General features: G+C 68.7%; 18 protein-coding genes. 12 read left to right on the top strand and 6 right to left on the bottom strand.

Going from position 1 to position 16,113, the window contains the following annotated elements; all coding sequences use genetic code 11:
* Nucleotides 1-27 precede the first annotated feature (27 nt).
* Both OG558_RS09975 and OG558_RS09970 read right to left on the bottom strand, forming a co-directional pair.
* Complete coding sequence (locus OG558_RS09975; protein WP_328524625.1) at nt 28-618, bottom strand: hypothetical protein; 591 nt, start codon at nt 616-618, stop codon at nt 28-30.
* A gap of 494 nt (nt 619-1,112) precedes the next feature.
* Entirely contained in the window at nt 1,113-2,057 is a 945-nt protein-coding gene (locus OG558_RS09970) for an EamA family transporter (RefSeq protein WP_405069962.1), read from the bottom strand.
* A 40-nt stretch (nt 2,058-2,097) separates the two neighbouring features.
* On the opposite strand from OG558_RS09970, the gene OG558_RS09965 reads away from it, so the two are divergent.
* From OG558_RS09965 to OG558_RS09935, 7 genes are all read left to right on the top strand, one after another.
* Complete coding sequence (locus OG558_RS09965) at nt 2,098-2,271, top strand: hypothetical protein (RefSeq protein WP_405069961.1); 174 nt, start codon at nt 2,098-2,100, stop codon at nt 2,269-2,271.
* Nucleotides 2,268-2,405 carry a hypothetical protein gene (locus OG558_RS09960; RefSeq protein ID WP_405069960.1) on the top strand — a complete coding sequence of 46 codons (138 nt, stop codon included), beginning with the start codon at nt 2,268-2,270 and terminating at the stop codon, nt 2,403-2,405. Before OG558_RS09965 ends, OG558_RS09960 begins: the two co-directional genes overlap by 4 nt.
* Before the next feature lie 329 nt (nt 2,406-2,734).
* On the top strand, nt 2,735-3,898 hold the full coding sequence (gene pdhA / locus OG558_RS09955; protein WP_405069959.1) for a pyruvate dehydrogenase (acetyl-transferring) E1 component subunit alpha: 1,164 nt from the start codon (nt 2,735-2,737) through the stop codon (nt 3,896-3,898).
* A gap of 3 nt (nt 3,899-3,901) precedes the next feature.
* Nucleotides 3,902-4,879 carry an alpha-ketoacid dehydrogenase subunit beta gene (locus tag OG558_RS09950; protein ID WP_329482888.1) on the top strand — a complete coding sequence of 326 codons (978 nt, stop codon included), beginning with the start codon at nt 3,902-3,904 and terminating at the stop codon, nt 4,877-4,879.
* On the top strand, nt 4,879-6,312 hold the full coding sequence (locus OG558_RS09945; RefSeq protein WP_405069957.1) for a dihydrolipoamide acetyltransferase family protein: 1,434 nt from the start codon (nt 4,879-4,881) through the stop codon (nt 6,310-6,312). Before OG558_RS09950 ends, OG558_RS09945 begins: the two co-directional genes overlap by 1 nt.
* Nucleotides 6,313-6,403: 91 nt before the next feature.
* Nucleotides 6,404-6,841 (top strand): MerR family transcriptional regulator, encoded by a 438-nt coding sequence (locus tag OG558_RS09940; RefSeq protein WP_328524620.1) that lies wholly within the window; start codon nt 6,404-6,406, stop codon nt 6,839-6,841.
* Complete coding sequence (locus tag OG558_RS09935) at nt 6,838-7,803, top strand: NAD-dependent epimerase/dehydratase family protein (RefSeq protein ID WP_405069956.1); 966 nt, start codon at nt 6,838-6,840, stop codon at nt 7,801-7,803. Before OG558_RS09940 ends, OG558_RS09935 begins: the two co-directional genes overlap by 4 nt.
* A 35-nt stretch (nt 7,804-7,838) precedes the next feature.
* On the opposite strand, the gene OG558_RS09930 is transcribed toward OG558_RS09935, so the two are convergent.
* A complete protein-coding gene (locus OG558_RS09930) occupies nt 7,839-8,585 on the bottom strand; it encodes a DUF899 family protein (RefSeq protein WP_405069955.1) in 747 nt (248 codons plus the stop codon).
* Between the two features lie 140 nt (nt 8,586-8,725).
* Here OG558_RS09930 and OG558_RS09925 point away from each other — a divergent pair, with 140 nt between their 5' ends.
* From OG558_RS09925 to OG558_RS09910, 4 genes are all read left to right on the top strand, one after another.
* On the top strand, nt 8,726-9,634 hold the full coding sequence (locus tag OG558_RS09925) for an RNA polymerase subunit sigma-70 (protein WP_405069954.1): 909 nt from the start codon (nt 8,726-8,728) through the stop codon (nt 9,632-9,634).
* A gap of 108 nt (nt 9,635-9,742) precedes the next feature.
* Entirely contained in the window at nt 9,743-10,573 is an 831-nt protein-coding gene (locus tag OG558_RS09920) for an EamA family transporter (protein WP_405069953.1), read from the top strand.
* 93 nt (nt 10,574-10,666) lie between these two features.
* Nucleotides 10,667-11,455: a hypothetical protein gene (locus OG558_RS09915; protein ID WP_405069952.1), complete on the top strand. Its 789-nt coding sequence runs from the start codon at nt 10,667-10,669 to the stop codon at nt 11,453-11,455.
* Nucleotides 11,456-11,533: 78 nt separating this feature from the next.
* Entirely contained in the window at nt 11,534-12,577 is a 1,044-nt protein-coding gene (locus OG558_RS09910) for a hypothetical protein (RefSeq protein WP_405069951.1), read from the top strand.
* Between the two features lie 87 nt (nt 12,578-12,664).
* On the opposite strand, the gene OG558_RS09905 is transcribed toward OG558_RS09910, so the two are convergent.
* Together OG558_RS09905 and OG558_RS09900 are read right to left on the bottom strand one after the other, a co-directional pair.
* Nucleotides 12,665-13,450, bottom strand: a complete 786-nt coding sequence (locus OG558_RS09905) for an alpha/beta fold hydrolase (protein ID WP_405069950.1) — start codon at nt 13,448-13,450, stop codon at nt 12,665-12,667.
* A 63-nt stretch (nt 13,451-13,513) separates the two neighbouring features.
* The gene (locus tag OG558_RS09900) at nt 13,514-13,672 is read right to left on the bottom strand and encodes a hypothetical protein (protein ID WP_405069949.1); all 159 of its coding nucleotides are present in this window, start codon (nt 13,670-13,672) and stop codon (nt 13,514-13,516) included.
* A 117-nt stretch (nt 13,673-13,789) separates the two neighbouring features.
* Between OG558_RS09900 and OG558_RS09895 the strand changes: the two genes are divergently transcribed.
* Nucleotides 13,790-14,164: an alpha-isopropylmalate synthase regulatory domain-containing protein gene (locus OG558_RS09895; protein WP_405069948.1), complete on the top strand. Its 375-nt coding sequence runs from the start codon at nt 13,790-13,792 to the stop codon at nt 14,162-14,164.
* Between the two features lie 304 nt (nt 14,165-14,468).
* Here the strand turns inward: OG558_RS09895 and OG558_RS09890 are convergent, their stop codons facing one another.
* On the bottom strand, nt 14,469-15,911 hold the full coding sequence (locus OG558_RS09890; protein ID WP_405069946.1) for a S8 family peptidase: 1,443 nt from the start codon (nt 15,909-15,911) through the stop codon (nt 14,469-14,471).
* Nucleotides 15,912-16,113: the final 202 nt, after the last annotated feature.

Genomic DNA, 16,113 nt, shown 5'->3' with positions numbered 1-16,113 from the left:
GGGTCCTGCATCACTGACCAGGGAGGGTCAGTTGTTCTGCTCGGAGTCCTGCTCGCAGGTCTTCAGCGTGTCAACGGAGTTGCCGTTGTTGCCCAGGCCCAGGACGCCCGACAGGTTGGTCAGCGGCACGTTCCCGCCGATGCCGGTCGCGGACAGCTCGTTGTGGCAGGCCTGCCACGGGCCGACGTTGTTGCGGCTGACCGACAGCAGACCGTTGTCGCCCATCTTGTACCACTTGTGGTTGGCCTGCGTGTTGCCCTGCTCGCAGGTCTTGACAGCGGTGACCGAGTTGCCGTTGTTCCAGAAGCCGACGACGCCGACGACATCGCTCGCCGGCACGTTGCCGCCGATGCCGGTGCCGGAACCGAACAGGTGGCAGGCCTGGAACGGGCCGACGTTGTTGTCGTCGATGGCGAGCAGCCCGCCATCGCGCTTGACGCCGTACCAGCCGTGGTTGCCGTAGGCCTTGCTGGCCAGCGACGCGGCGTCGGCCAGGCCGGTGTCCTGAGCCTTCTTCTGCGTGTCGTCGAGAACGTTCGCGCTCACAACGGTGGCCAGGCCCAGCGTGGCGACGGTCGCCACAGCCGCGGCAGCGGCGATCTTGCGAGTTACCTGCATTATGCCAGGTTTCCTTTCGGGTTTGACGGATTCGTCTTAGTGCTAACGACACCTGGCTACGCCGGTTACAAACTTTCTTGTCAGATATTCGAGCGGTCCCGGCGCTCATAGCCGGCCGGTGATGAGTTCACTGACAGCGCAGCCGAATCCGTGCTGACCAGGCAACTTCCCGGTGATCAGGTGGTCGCCGGAGCGAGCGGAAGTTGAGATGGAAGGGCCCGTAACCGATGCCGCGGTAGGTCGTTGAGTCAGCGCGGGTGACGGATGAAACCCGGTGAATCGGAAGATTGTTCTCGGTGGGCTCGGTGGTCGCCGAATAGGCAATACCACGATGAATCGGAATGTCGTTGCAACCATTGCCGGAGTTTCGCGCCGTGTTTTTTCGGGGCAGGGCGCCGGCCGGCAAACCAAGGCCCGCTGCCGCGCGCATCGGCAGCGGTGGGAGACCCGGGTCCCTCGTGGGCCCGGGTCTTTCCATTCAGGAGAAGGCCCGGTCAGGTGGTGCTGCGCCGGCGTTCGGCCGTGACGACCAGCGCGACGCCGATGATGATCACCGCACCGCCGAGCAGGATCTGCCAGGTGATGTGCTCGTCGAGGATCAGCCACCCGAGCAGGACGGCGACCGCCGGGTTCACGTACGCGTACGTCCCGATCAGCGAGATCGGCGCGTTCGCCAAGAGATATGAGTACGCCGAGTACGCGAGCAGCGAGCCGAACACGACCAGGTAGGCCAGCGCGAACCACCCGGACCCGTCGATCCGCCCGAGATGCAGCCGTCCGGGCTCGCCCCGCAGTACGCCGATCAGCAGCATCGCCGTACCGCCGAAGACCATCTCGTACAGCGCGGTCACCAGCGGGTCGCGCGGCAGTCCGAGTCGCGGAGCGAACCGGGATCCGATCGCCCAGCAGATCGTTCCGACCACCAGGATCGCCACCGACAGCGGCTTCGCGCTCGTGTTGCCACCTGACAACGCGAGCAGCGCGGCGCCACAGAAGCCGATCAGTACGCCGACCCACGTCAGCGCGCGGGGTCGCTCACCGCCGCCGACTCGCAGCAGCATCAGCCACAACGGGATCGCGGCGACCAGCAACGCGGCCAGGCCGGACGGGACGGTCTGCTCCGCGATCGCGACCGCACCGTTGCCGAAGGCAAGCAGCAGGATGCCGACGGTGGCCGCGCCGAGCGCCTCGCGCCGGGTGATCCGCAGCCGCCGCCAGCCCGACTTCAGGCTCAGCGCCGCGGCCAGCAGCACCGCCGCGGTGAGGAACCGGGTGGCCATCCCGAGCATCGGCGGGATCTTCGCGTCCACGACCACCCGGATGGCCAGGTAGGTCGAACCCCAGACGACGTACACCACCGCGAGCGCCGTCCAGATCATCGCCCCCGATGCCGGCCGGGTGCCGGTCTCGGGCAGTGCGGCCGGAGCGGACGCGGCCATCCGGGTCTCCTCAGCTTGTCAGGGGTGTCATGCGTTAACGATGCTTACGCTAAGCGCGCGCGGGCCGCCGCGCAAGCCGGTATCCGGCCAGCAATCCGCTGTTTCCCGCCAGGCCACCGGCGCCGGGCAAGGTGCCCGCTACGACCCCGAGGGTGAGGAGAGCTGGATGCGGATCGCCGGTGTCCTGGTTGCTGCGATGACTGTCACGCTGTGACGACTCGGCCGCTCGGGCCGCGGTTCCGGCACGGCCTGTTCGCGGTACACGACGGCGAGAACACGCCCGGTGACGGGGACCGCGAGGGCACCAATTTCAAGCTGGTCCGGCTCGAGAAGCTGCCCAGGTCGTGACAGATTTGTGACACATGCTGTCGAGGTCGGCCGATCTCTGTAATATGAGCGCGGTGATGGGACCAGTGGATGGACTGGTGTCTCACTCCAGGACCGGTTTCCGTACCGTCGTACCCGCTCGCGTCCAGACAGTTAGCGGATCAGGCACCCGCTGGGTACGGTGTCCGGCAAGATGGGAGTGAGACCAGTGAGGAAGGTCCACTGCCCAACAGTGCATCAACCCCCTGGATCCACGCGGTCCTGCCTGCGAAGCCTCATCCGGCACAACGGGCCGGCCCCGTGCAACGTTGCGGTCGCGGCGATCCCGCGCTCGAACCCGAGGAGTGCATGTGAGTGAGTCGGTGCCGGGGACCACCCCGGAAGTGTTCGCGCCCGTCGAGGCGCCGGTCAGCCCACCCCAGGCCTCCGAGGAGGTCGAGTTCGTCCAGCTGCTGACGCCCGAAGGTGAGCGCGTCGAGCACCCGGACTACGCGTTCGAGCTCGACGACGACGCGATCAAGGGGTTCTACCGGGACATGACCCTGGTCCGCCGGATCGACACCGAGGCGACCGCCCTGCAACGCCAGGGTGAGCTCGGCCTGTGGGCGTCGCTGCTCGGCCAGGAGGCCGCGCAGATCGGCTCCGGCCGCGCCCTGAACGCCAAGGACATGGTCTTCCCGACCTACCGCGAGCACGGTGTCGCCTGGTGCCAGGGCGTCGACCCGCTGCGGCTGCTCGGCCTGTTCCGCGGCGTCGACCAGGGCGGCTGGGACCCGAAGGACAACAACTTCCACCTCTACACGATCGTGATCGGCGCCCAGACGCTGCACGCGACCGGGTACGCGATGGGCCAGCAGCGCGACCACGCGATCGGCGACGCCGAGAACGGCGAGGCCACGATCGCGTACTTCGGCGACGGCGCCAGCAGCCAGGGCGACGTGAACGAGGCCTTCATCTGGGCCTCGGTCTTCAACGCACCGGTCGTGTTCTTCTGCCAGAACAACCAGTGGGCCATCTCCGAGCCGATCGACCGGCAGACCCGGATCCCGCTGTACCAGCGCGCGGCCGGCTTCGGCTTCCCCGGCGTCCGCGTCGACGGCAACGACGTACTCGCGACGTACGCCGTCGCCCAGCAGGCGCTCAAGCGGGCGCGGGAAGGCAGTGGCCCGACGCTGATCGAGGCCTACACCTACCGGATGGGCGCCCACACCACCTCCGACGACCCGACGAAGTACCGGCTCAACGAGGATCTCGAGCACTGGAAGCTGAAGGACCCGATCGAGCGGGTGCACGCCTACCTGGCCCGCACCGCCGGGGTCGACCACGACTTCTTCGACGAGGTCGAGGCCGAGGCGGACAAGATCGCCGCCGAGCTGCGGGCCGGCTGCCTGTCGATGCCGGACCCGGTGCTGACCGACTTCTTCGACCAGGTGTACGTCGAGCAGACGCCGCAGCTGGTCGAGCAGAAGGCACAGTTCGCCGCGTACGCCGCGTCGTTCGAAGGCGAGGGCTGAGCGATGACGAAGATCAGTCTCGGCAAGGGCATCAACGCCGGCCTGCGGGCCGCGATGGAGGCCGACCCCAAGGTCGTCGTGATGGGTGAGGACATCGGCAAGCTCGGCGGGGTCTTCCGGGTCACCGAGGGTCTGCAGAAGGACTTCGGCGAGGACCGGGTGATCGACACCCCGCTGGCCGAGTCCGGCATCATCGGAACCGCGGTCGGCCTCGCGCTGCGCGGGTACCGGCCGGTCTGCGAGATCCAGTTCGACGGCTTCGTGTTCCCGGCGTACGACCAGATCATCAACCAGGTCGCGAAGATGCACTACCGGTCGGCCGGTCGGATCAAGATGCCGGTGGTGATCCGGATCCCGTTCGGCGGCGGCATCGGCGCGGTCGAGCACCACTCGGAGTCGCCGGAGACGCTGTTCGCGCACGTTCCCGGTCTGAAGGTCGTCGCGTGCGGCGACCCGGTCGACGCGTACTGGATGATCCAGCAGGCGATCGCCTCGGACGACCCGGTGGTCTTCTTCGAGCCGAAGCGGCGGTACCACGAGAAGGCGGAGCTGGACGAGTCCGTCCCGCCGGCGTTGCCGCTGCACCAGGCGAAGGTGGTCCGCGAAGGCACCGACGCGACACTGTTCTGTTACGGCCCGATGGTGAAGACCTGCGTGCAGGCCGCCGAGGCCGCGGTCGAGGACGGCCGGCAGCTCGAGGTCGTCGACCTGCGGACGATCTCGCCGCTGGACCTGGCGACGATCTTCGCCTCGGTCAAGAAGACCCGGCGGGCGGTCGTGGTGCACGAGGCGCCGTTCACGCTCGGCCCGGGTGCGGAGATCGCGGCGCGGGTCACCGAGGAGTGCTTCTACCACCTGGAGGCGCCGGTCCTGCGCGTCACCGGGTACGACCTGCCCTACCCGGCGTCACGGACGGAAGAGGACTACCTCCCCGATCTGGACCGGGTGCTCGACGGGGTCGACCGGGTGATGGGGTACTGATGGGCATCCAGCACTTCCGCCTCCCCGACGTGGGTGAGGGCCTGGTCGAGGCCGAGATCGTCAGCTGGAAGGTCAAGCCCGGCGACACGGTCAAACTCAACGACACGGTGGTCGAGATCGAGACCGCCAAGTCCCTGGTAGAACTCCCCGTCCCCTTCGCCGGCACCATCAGCGAACTCCTGGTTCCCGAAGGCGAAACAGTCCCTGTCGGTACGCCGATCATCGCGGTCCAGACCGACTCCGCGGACGACGCGGCGGCCGCCGCCGAGGACCTCGTCCCGTCGATCCCGGAAGAAGAGGACAAGACCGGCGGCCGGACCGCTGTCCTCGTCGGCTACGGCCCGAAGACAACCGAAGCCAAGCGGCGGGCTCGCAAGACTCCCGCAGCCTCCGCCGGCTCGGCGCCGGGTCCGGCTGCGGGTGGTGCTGCCCCGGCAACCGCCGTGCCGGCGCCCGCCGCCGCGGCGCCCGCCGTCGCGTCTACCCCGGCTGTGGCTGCGCCTGCGGCGCATACTGGTGCGCCGACTGAAGTTGCCGGGGGCAACGGCGTGCATGTGCTGGCGAAGCCGCCGGTGCGGAAGCTGGCCAAGGATCTGGGGGTCGATCTGGCGACGGTGACGGCGACCGGACCGGGTGGGATCATCACCCGGCAGGACGTCGAGGGGCATGTCGCGGCTCCGGTCGAGGCGGCTCCGGTCGCGCCGGCTTACGAACCTGCTCCCGTGGTGAGTGGCCGCGAAGACACCCGCGTGCCGGTCAAGGGTGTGCAGAAGGTGATGGCGCAGGCGATGGTTGCCAGCGCGTTCACGGCGCCGCACGTCACCGAGTGGATCACCGTCGACGTCAGCGCCACGATGGAGCTCGTCGACCGGCTCAAGGCCGACAAGGCGTTCCGGGAGCTCAAGGTGTCGCCGTTGCTGATCGTCGCGAAGGCGGTCACGCTGGCGGCTCGCCGTACGCCGATCATCAACGCGGCGTGGGACGAGCAGGCGCAGGAGATCGTCTACAAGGGCGCGGTCAACCTCGGCATCGCCGCGGCCACCCCGCGCGGGCTGATCGTCCCGAACATCAAGAACGCGGACGCCCTCACCCTGCCCGAGCTCTGCGCGGCGCTGAACGACCTGGTCGCCACCGCCCGCGAGGGCAGGACGCAACCGGCCGACCAGGCCGGCGGCTCGTTCACGATCACCAACGTCGGCGTCTTCGGCGTCGACGCCGGCACCCCGATCATCAACCCGGGCGAGGCGGCGATCCTCGCCTTCGGCGCGGTCCGCAAGCAGCCGTGGGTGGTGGACGACGAGATCGTCCCGCGCTGGATCACCACCCTCGCCCTGTCCTTCGACCACCGCCTGATCGACGGCGAGAAGGGCTCGATCTTCCTCGCCGATGTCGCCAGCATCCTCGAGGACCCGGCGCGAGCGCTGATGTTCTAGGGGTACGACGTACGCCACGAAAGGCCCGGGGTCATCACCCCGGGCCTTTCTGTTTGACCTCAAGCGCTTGAGGTGTGTGACGGTGGGCTGCATGACAGCTTTCACCATCCAGGAGGTGTCGCGGCGGAGCGGGCTGAGCGAGCCGACGCTGCGCTACTACGAGGAGGCCGGGCTGGTCGGCCCGATCGGCCGCGACCAGCGCAGCGGACATCGGCGGTACCGCACCGAGGATCTCGACGTACTCGAGGCGTTGGCCTGCCTGCGCGCGGCCGGCGTCGGCATCGAGGACATGCGCACCTACCTGGCCAACCGTGCCCGCGGGCGCGAGGCCGCGGCCGAACAGCGTGATCTCCTGCTCCGTCACGCCGAGCGGATCGAGGCCGAAATCGTCGCCCAGCAGGTCCGGCTCGAATATCTGCGCGAGAAGGCGGCCCTGTGGGACGCCCGCGACCGCGCCGACTCCACTGCGGAGGCTCACGCGATCGACCGGGTAATGGACGTGGTCGGCGACCTGGCGGCACTGCGATGACGCCGGTCCTGGTCACCGGCGGCTCGGGCTACCTCGGGACCCAGCTGATCGCAGCCCTGTTGAAGTCCGGACGCTCGGTCCGTACGACGGTCCGCTCGACGGCTCGTGGACCCGAACTGCGCGCGGCCGTGCGACGCGGCGGTGCGGACGACTCCGGCCTGGAGATTGTCGCGGCCGACCTCATGACCGACGACGGTTGGCCGGCCGCGGTGGCCGGGTGCGACGAGATTCACCATGTGGCGTCGCCGATCCCGATCGCCCAGCCCGATGACCCCGACGAGCTGATCGTCCCCGCCCGCGACGGAGCGCTCCGCGTGCTGCGTGCCGCGCGTGACGCGAGGGCGCGGCGCGTCGTACTGACGTCGTCCTTCGCCGCGGTCGGGTACTCCCGCAAGCCGGGGGCCGAGTACACCGAGGACGACTGGACGGATCCCGATACGCCGGGCCTGGCGCCGTACCCGCGCTCGAAGGCGATCGCCGAGCGGGCCGCGTGGGACCTGATGAACGGCGCGGGTGGCGACACCGAGCTCGTCGTGCTCAACCCGACCGGCATCTTCGGTCCCACGCTCACGACCGAGCTGCGGTCGTCGACGCAGCTGATCAAGATGATGCTCGACGGCACGATGTCCGTCGCGCCCCGGCAGCGCTTCGGCATCGTCGATGTCCGCGACGTGGCCGATCTCCACCTCCGCGCCATGGCCGAGCCCACGGCCGCCGGCAAGCGCTACCTGGCCGTTGCCGACGGGCCTACACTCAGCTTCCTCGAGATCGCCGGCATCCTCCGCCGACTGCTCGGACCGCTCGCCGCGCTCGCACCGACGCAGGAGGCGCCGGGCGAGGATCCGCCCCGGCCGATCATCCACAACGAGCGGGCAGTCACCGAGCTCGGATGGCGCCCGCGCCCGGCCGAGACCACCGTCGTCGAAACCGCCGAGAGTCTGTGGGAGCTCGGCCTGCTGTAAGCACCCCCGTTGGTCACGGCCGGTGTGCCGGCACCTCATCCACAGCAATGTCCGGCCGATGCTGTGGATTCGTCGAGTGGTGCGGCGCCCGGCCTGGTCCATTGCGGGACGGGGCGGCCGTCCTTCTTCCACCAGGTGTAGGTCCGATCCTCCGGCCAGCCCGCCGGCGAGTCCTCCCAGGCCTCCTGACGACCGTAGACCGTCAGATCGAGCAGGTGGGCCTGCACCATGGTGGCTTCGACGCCGCGACCGACTGTCTCGTTGGTGAGGAAGACCCGGTCGCCGATGCGCAGGTAGCAGGCGAGGTAGCCCGGCTCGTCGATGAGCCCGGTCCCGACGCCGCGATCTTCGACCTCGAGCATCGAGTACCACGGCAACCTGTAGCCCATGAATTCGCGGAACGGCGCGATCTCCTCCCACGGCCCCTCGCAGAAGACCGCGAAGGACACTCCGCGATGGTTCAGATAGCTGGCGTCGTGCACGTCGAAGATGCTTGCGGTGCACCCCTCGCACTGGCCTTCGATCCCTGCGCCGGTGTGCCACATGTGCTTGTACGCGACGAGTTGGTCGCGCCCGTCGAAGACGTCCAGGAACGCGACAGGTCCATCCTGCCCGACCAGTGTGGCCGCGGCGTCGACCTCGGTCATCGGCAGCCGGCGCCGGGCCGCCGCGATCGCGTCGCCCGCACGGGTGTGGGCCTTCTCCCGGACCAGGAGGGCCTGGCGTTCACGACTCCAGGTCTCACGGTCGACGATCTGTGGCGATGCCGTCGCTTCGGTCATGGGGTTCTCCTCGTCGGTCTGGGTTGGTGTTATGAATATCGACGAGCGCCCGGTCGGATCGTCATCGCACTTTCGGCGACGTCGCCGGGGTACGGCGTACGAGCGGGCACGATCAGCAGGATCCGGGAGGACCTGAGCGCATGACGAGTACGGCGGACGACGCGTGGTTCCAGGACGCGTTCGAGGAGCACCGGCGCCCGTTGCATGCGCACTGCTACCGACTCGCCGGGAATGTCGCCGACGCCGACGACCTGGTCCAGGAGACCTTCCTGCGCGGCTGGCGCTCCCGGGCGCAGTACGCGGAGAGGGCGTCGATCCGGACCTGGCTCTACCGGATCGCCACCAATGTCTACCTTGATCACCGCAAGGCCGCGGCGCGGCGGACCATACCGGTCGGTGACCCGATGGAATGGAGCACCGAGATCGGGCCGTATCCCGACGCGCTGCTGGGCGACGACCCGCCATCAGATCTGGTAGCACGGGAGACCGTCGAACTCGCGCTCATCGCCGCGCTGATGTATCTGCCGCCACGGCAACGGGCGGCGTTCGTGCTGCGCGACGTCTCCGGTTGGACAGCGGCCGAGATCGCCGACGCCCTCGGACTCGCGGTGCCCGCGGTGAACAGCTTGATCCAGCGAGCCCGGAAGACACTCCGGCACTATGCGCCCGGTGACTCCCGGCACTGGCGCAGGCCGGTGCTGACCAGCGAGGACGAGGAAATCCTGCGTCGCTATGCAGCAGCTACCGATCCCGCGACCTTCCGGGAGTTGCTGGCCGAAGACGTGCGCATCACCATGCCGCCGGACCCACCAGTCTTCGGGAGCGAGGCGGCGGCCGAGTTCCTGGCGAGGCCGATGGATTGGCGCACGTTCCCGTCCGCTGCCAACGGCCGGCCTGCCCTGATCTGCTATCTCCGACGCCCCGGCAGCGATCGGTACGACGCATTGGTCGTCGACGTTCTCACCGTCGAGAACGGCAAGATCGTGGCGAGCAACGCCTTCGTCGGATCCCACCACGTTGCTGCGTTCGGGATGCCCGCGAGCATCTGATCCGGCACTTGGCGCGAGGCTGGCGAACGCGCGACGGGATCGCAGGTGCGGGGTCCGCTGGGCGAAAAATCACCTCGGCGGACGCTGGACCGGTGAGAGGGTGTAGCGGTGCTGGTCGTGATGGTGGTGCTGGGGGCGGCGGTGCTGCACGCCACGTGGAACGCGATGGCGCATGGGGCACCGGATCGAGTGGCTGGGCTGGCGTTGTTCGAGATCGCGGCCGGGGTCATCGGGCTGGTCGCGGTGCTCGTGATGGGCCTGCCGCCGGCGGGCACCTGGGGATACATCATCGCGTCGGCGTTGCTGCATGTGGCGTATCTGGGTGGGCTGCTGGCGTCGTACCAGCTCGGTCAGTTCAGTCAGATGTATCCGTTGGCCCGCGGTACGTCGCCCTGGGTGGTGGCGGTGGTGTCGATCGTCGTACTGCATCAGGCGCTGGCCGTGCTCGAGCTGGCGGGCGTGCTGCTGGTCTCGGCAGGGCTCATCGCGCTGGTGTTCATCGGGCGGCCCGGTCGGAGACAGGCGCCGGCGTTGCTGGCCGCGTTCGGCACCGGGCTGATGATCGCGGCGTACACGGTCGTGGACGGGCTGGCGGTCCACAAGATGCCGGTCGCGACGTACATGGGTTGGGTCTTCATGCTCCAGGGCTTCGCGGTCCCCTTGGTCGTGATCTGGTGGCGCGGCCCCCGCGTCTTCAACCTCCCCCGCGGTGCAATCCTCTCGGGCCTCGCCGGCGGGGTCGTGTCGATGGCTGCCTACGGCCTGGTCCTCTGGGCCCAAACGCGAGGCACCCTCGCCGCCATCGCAGCCCTCCGCGAAACCAGCATCATCTTCGGCGCGATCATCGGCGCGATCTTCTTCGGCGAACGCTTCGGCCCCCGCCGAGCCTTCGCCGCAGCCGTCGTCGTCGCCGGCATCATCCTGATCACCACGGGCTAGCCGATCATCCGGCCGGGAGGATGTCGCGGCGCACTCGCCGGAGCCACAATCAAGCCGCGCGTCCAGCGAGGGCTGCCGTGTTTGGGGGTCTAGATGTTCTTCGCCCTGCCCAGCCTGGTCCTTGGTGTCGTTCTCCTCCTGATCGTGCTGGGATCGTGCGCGATCGGTGTGCTGGTCGCGCGTCAGTTGCGCGGTCGCCACGAGACCTGGCGAGAGCCGATCGGCGTCGTGCAGGCGGCGTTGCTGGGGTTCGTGGCGCTCATTCTCGCCTTCGGGTTGACGATGGCGGTGGGTCGGTACGAGACCCGGCGGGTCGAACTGGTGACGGAAGCGAACGCGATCGGCACCACCTACCTCCGGGCGCAGACCCTGTCGGAGCCCGTCCGTAGCCAGTCGCTGGGGTTGCTGAAGCGCTACACCGACGTGGAGATCCGTCTGTCGGCGACGCGACCGGGCTCCGCGGCGGCGCGACGCGACGTGGCGGACGGCGGGGCCATCCAGCGTCAACTCTGGGCGCTCGCCGCTGACTCGCTGCGGGAGGCCCCTCAGGCGAGCGCTCCACGTCTGTACGTCGACAGCCTGAACTCGATGATCGACAGCCAGACCTCGCGTGTCGCAGCACTCAGCAACCGTGTGCCCACACCGGTCCTGGTCCTCGAGGTGGTCGGCGCGGCGGTGGCGTTGGGCCTACTCGGCCTCTACCTCACCGTGCTTGGCCGGGGCATGCTCCCCATCATGCTCGCCGCGGTGTTCGTGTCGCTGCTGTTGCTGGTCACCTTCGACCTCGACCGGCCGACCCGCGGCCTCATCACGGTCCCGTACACGGCACTGCTGGACCTGCGGGCGTCGATGGACTTGCCGCCGGCGGCCGGCGGAGGCTAGATCGAGCCGTTCAGTCGTGTTGCATGAGGGAAGCGGACGCTTCCTCAACCGGGGGGCGGCAGGTCTAGAGTCACGAGAATGACTGCGACCTCGACCCCGCTGCCGATCCTGCCGACCTCGCTGGTGGGCAGCTACGCCCAGCCGGACTGGCTGATCGACCGGGCCAAGCTCGCCGGCCGCTTCCCCCCGCGGGTGCGCGCGAAAGAGCTGTGGCGGGTCAACGCGGAGTACCTCGAGCAGGCGCAGGACGACGCCACGTTGCTGGCCATCCGCGCCCAGGAGGAGGCGGGACTCGACATCATCACCGACGGTGAGATGCGGCGCGAGTCGTACAGTAACCACTTCGCCACCGCCCTCGAGGGCATCGATATCGACAACCCTGGGACGGCCCTCGATCGCAGCGGGCATCCCAACCCGGTGCCGCGGATCGCCGGCCCGATCGTGCGGCCGCACTCCGTCGGCGTCCGCGACGTGGAGTTCCTGAAGGCGAACACCGGCCACACGGTCAAGATGACCGTGCCCGGCCCGTTCACGATGTCGCAGCAAGCACAGAACGACCACTACCCCGACCTCGCGTCGGCGGCTCTGGCGTACGCTGCCGCGGTCAACGCCGAGATCAAGGACCTGCACGCCGCCGGCGCCGACCTGGTCCAGATCGACGAGCCCTACATGCAGGCACGGCCCGCGGCGGCCCGCGAGTACGGCCTCGCCGCGCTCAACGCCGCCCTCGACGGCGTCACCGGCAACACCGCCGTCCACATCTGCTTCGGGTACGCCGCGATCATCCACGAACGGCCCGAGGGCTACTCGTTCCTACCCGAGCTGGCCGGCTGCTCGGCCGACCAGATCTCGATCGAGACCGCACAGTCAGGTCTCGATCTCGGCGTCCTGAAGGACCTCAGCGACAAGACCATCATTCTCGGCGTCATCGACCTGTCGGACCCCGAGGTCGAGTCCGCCGAGCTGGTCGCGGATCGGGTACGGCGAGCCTTCTCCTACACCTCCCGGGACCGCATCACCATCGCCACCGACTGCGGAATGAAGTATCTGCCTCGCGCGAGTGCGGAGGGAAAGATGCGTGCTATGGCCGGCGCGGCGTCGATCCTGCGCGCCGAGCTCTGACGGGAGCCGTGCAGCCCGCCGCCTAGGACCCAACCCGAGGATCAAGCAGGTCCGGGCGCTGTTGGCGTCGGTCTCCGGGCTCTGGAATCACGCGTTGACCGCGGCGACGGCATCGTTGACGACAGACGCGATCTGGTCGGGCACCTCGTTCGGCAGGAAGAACACGCTGCCCGGAATCGTCACGATCTTGACCGTCGAACACGCCTCCAGCGTTTGCCGCTCGGCGTCGGTGAGCCCGCCGTCGCCCTTCTCCGCGTGGACGACCCACGTCGGTACGCCCGAGCCGCACAGCATCGCGGCGTGATCCTCGCCGCTCTCCAGCCACTTCAGGTATTCGCGAAGTCCGAGGCGCATGTCCCGCGTGCTGGTCCTGCGGAAGTCGGCGGCAAGCTCGGCCTGCCGCTCCGGTGGTACCGGGATGCCTTTCACCATCGGCCCGATGGACTTCTTCATCAGCGCTAGCGGCAAGCCGCCCAGCACCTTGGACGATCGGACGACGTTGATGAAGAACGCCGACTCGTCCGGCAACGACAAGCTGATGCCGAGCAGCACCGTCGGGCCGGTGAAGAGCTTCTTCTCCGCCATCTCCAACGCCACGTTCGCGCCCATGCTGAACCCGACGACGACATCCGCACCCTTCTCGGCCACGAGGTCCGCCGTCATTCGGCCATAGGCCTCGTGACTGTAGTCGTCCGGGGACGGCGCGCCGGCGTGTCCGGGCATCGTCGCCGCCACCAGCCGCAGCCCGGACAGACTGGATTGCTGCGTCAACTCCAGGTACGAGCGCGCGCTGCACATGCCGCCGGGAAGCAACAGCACGGTATGTTCGGCGTCCGCCGGACCTGACTCGAACAGCTGCCACTCAACGCCCACATCGCACCCCGGGTCGTTCGATCCTGGTCAGACTGTACGCCGGGCCGTCCGTGCCGTCACAGTTCAGGAGAGGAGCGACAACCCCGCGGTACCGAGCGACGCTTCCCCGCGGCGAGCGAAGTTGACGATGGCATCACCCGACGTCCTCGCCATGGTCCCGGTGAACACGCTGACCAGGTCGCTCCACCGATCCGCAGTCACTGCACGTACCTGCACCGACATGGACCCACCCTACGGACGGCGTCAGATCGCCGACAGCTGTGGCGATTCTGTCTCGCTGGGGTTCATACTTCGAGGACCGTACCGACCCTGGCTTTGCTGGACATCAAGGGGGATCGCATGACGGAGCCGTCCACCAGTTGGCAGCTCGACGCCATCATGTACTCCGGGGGCACGCAGGACGGGCCGCGCGCCAACGTGAAGCTATCCCAGGCTGGGGAACGGGTGCAGGCTGAGGGTTCTGGCACCGGGCTCGTCGACGCGGTGTGCAATTCGATCTCGCAGGCGACGGGCGTGGAGGCACGGGTAGTCGCATTCCGGGCGTACTCAGTCGGCCCGGGCAGCGAGGCCGTCGGAGAGGTCGAGCTCGAGGTGGAGCTGCCGGGCCGCCGGGTCGCGGTCCGGGCGTCGTCCACGGACGTCGTGGAGGCCGCCGGGCTAGCCCTCGTCGCAGCCCTCAACCAGTACAACGCGAAGCGGCCGGCACAGCACTGAGTCCTGCGAAACAACGCTGGTCCAGCGACAGCGAGCACCGCCCCCGCGGCTCACGGAATCCGGTTCGACGGTTCGACGTGGGGGAACCACAGCGGCTGGGATCGACGTGTGGCTGGGCTCCATCGGGTGGAGCGCCCCGGTTGACGGTTGTTGAAGATCTGCGGGCTGGCGGGACCACCGGGGTGGTTGGTGAAGCGCGGCAGCGCGCATCGAGGGGTGGGAGCGGCCCGCGTAGCGGGCGCTTGGGGCGGACCGCGGTTGGAGGAGTGGGGGTCCCGGGCGGGGGACCCCCACTCAGCTTGGGTTAGCGGTGGACTGCGTCGAGGGCGTCGGCGATGCCTTCACCGAAGAAGGAGTTGTTCGCGGTGGTGCCGGTGCAGCGGGCGTCCGGGGTGGCCGGGCACGCGGTGTCGTTGGCTTCCTTGCGCAGCGCCGACTCGAGCTCACGCGGGCCCCACCACGGGTGGACCGACTTCAGGAGAGCCGCGACGCCGGTCACATGCGGCGACGCCATCGATGTGCCGCTCATCAGGCCCCACTTGCCGCCAGGCAGCGTGGACAGGATCGAGCTGCCGGGTGCGGCGACGTCGATCTTGTTGAGGCCGAAGTTGGAGAAGCTGCTGCGGGCGCCGGCCTGGGTAGTGCTGGCGACGGTGATCACGCCGGGCAGCTCGGTCGGCATGTCCAGGCAGTTGTTGTTGATCTGCCGGGGGACCGGGGTCGTGTCGTTCGGGCTGCCGTTGTCGGTGGTCTTGTTGGCCAGGTCGTAGTTCGAGTTGCCGGCCGCCGCGACGGACAGGGTGCCGCGATCCGCCGCCCACTCGTACGCGCGCCGTACCGCTTCCTGCACCGCGCCCTGGTCGCCGTTGTCCATGCACCAGAACTCGAACGGGTCGATGAAGTAGCTGTGGTTGGTGACGTCCATGTGGTGCTCGGCGGCCCAGACGATGCCGCAGATCGAGTACTCCGGGTAGATGAACCCGTCGTCGTTGACCACCTTGACCGACGCGATCCGGACACCCGGGGCCACTCCGACGATGCCGACGCCGTTACGAGCCGCGGCGACCGTGCCGGCGACGTGCGTGCCGTGCGAGCTGGTCGTCGGGCGCCAGGCGCCGGGGGTCGTGTTGGGTACGCCGTTGTTCACACAGTTGACCGAGTCCTGCGCGTCGAAGTTCGGCGCGAGGTCCGGGTGGGTGTCGTCGACGCCGCTGTCATTGATGCCGACCAGCACGTGCCGGGAGCCGTCGGTGATCTGGTGAGCCTGATCCGCCTTGATCTGGACCATGTCCCACTGCTCGCCCTCGCGCGGGTCGAGGACCGGGGTCGCCTGAGTTTCGTCGACCGCCTTCAGTCCGGCCGCGGACGCCGTACCGGCGCCGGCTGGGCCTTCGCTGACCGCGGCGGTGCTGGTGGCGCCGACGGACTGCACCTCACGTCCGTTGTGCCCTGCGCGGACGGCGGTGCGGAAGTCCGGGTTGGTCGACTGCGCGACCACCACGCCCAGCTGGTCGTACGAGCTGAGCACCGTGCCGCCGGCTGCCTCGACCGCCTCCTCCACCTTGCGGACATGCCCGGGGGTGGCCTTCGTGTTGACCACGTAGTTCATCAGCGGCCCGGGCGTGGCCGCTGCTGAGGAGTCGGAGCTGGGTACGGCGTGCGCGGTCGCGGCACCGAGTGTCGTCAGGGCCAGTGCGGCCGCGGCCAGGCCGGCAGTCAGTCGGCGGGGACGGGAACTTCGGGACACAGGCGCCTCCTCGGTGCAGGGCCTGGGCGGACGGGCCCAAGCTCGGTACCCGGGACTTTAGAGCGGATTCCGGACCGGCGGAGTTGTTCATCCACAACGCAGGGGAAACCCTCCACTTGTCACTACTTAGCGTCCGCCCGTTCACCCTCAGTTGCCCACATGCTGTGGATCTGCCTGTGGATAACTCGTGGACAAGCTGGGG

This window comes from Kribbella sp. NBC_01510, from assembly GCF_045040325.1.
GTDB lineage: Bacteria > Actinomycetota > Actinomycetes > Propionibacteriales > Kribbellaceae > Kribbella.
This window is presented reverse-complemented; position numbering and strand designations above follow the sequence as displayed.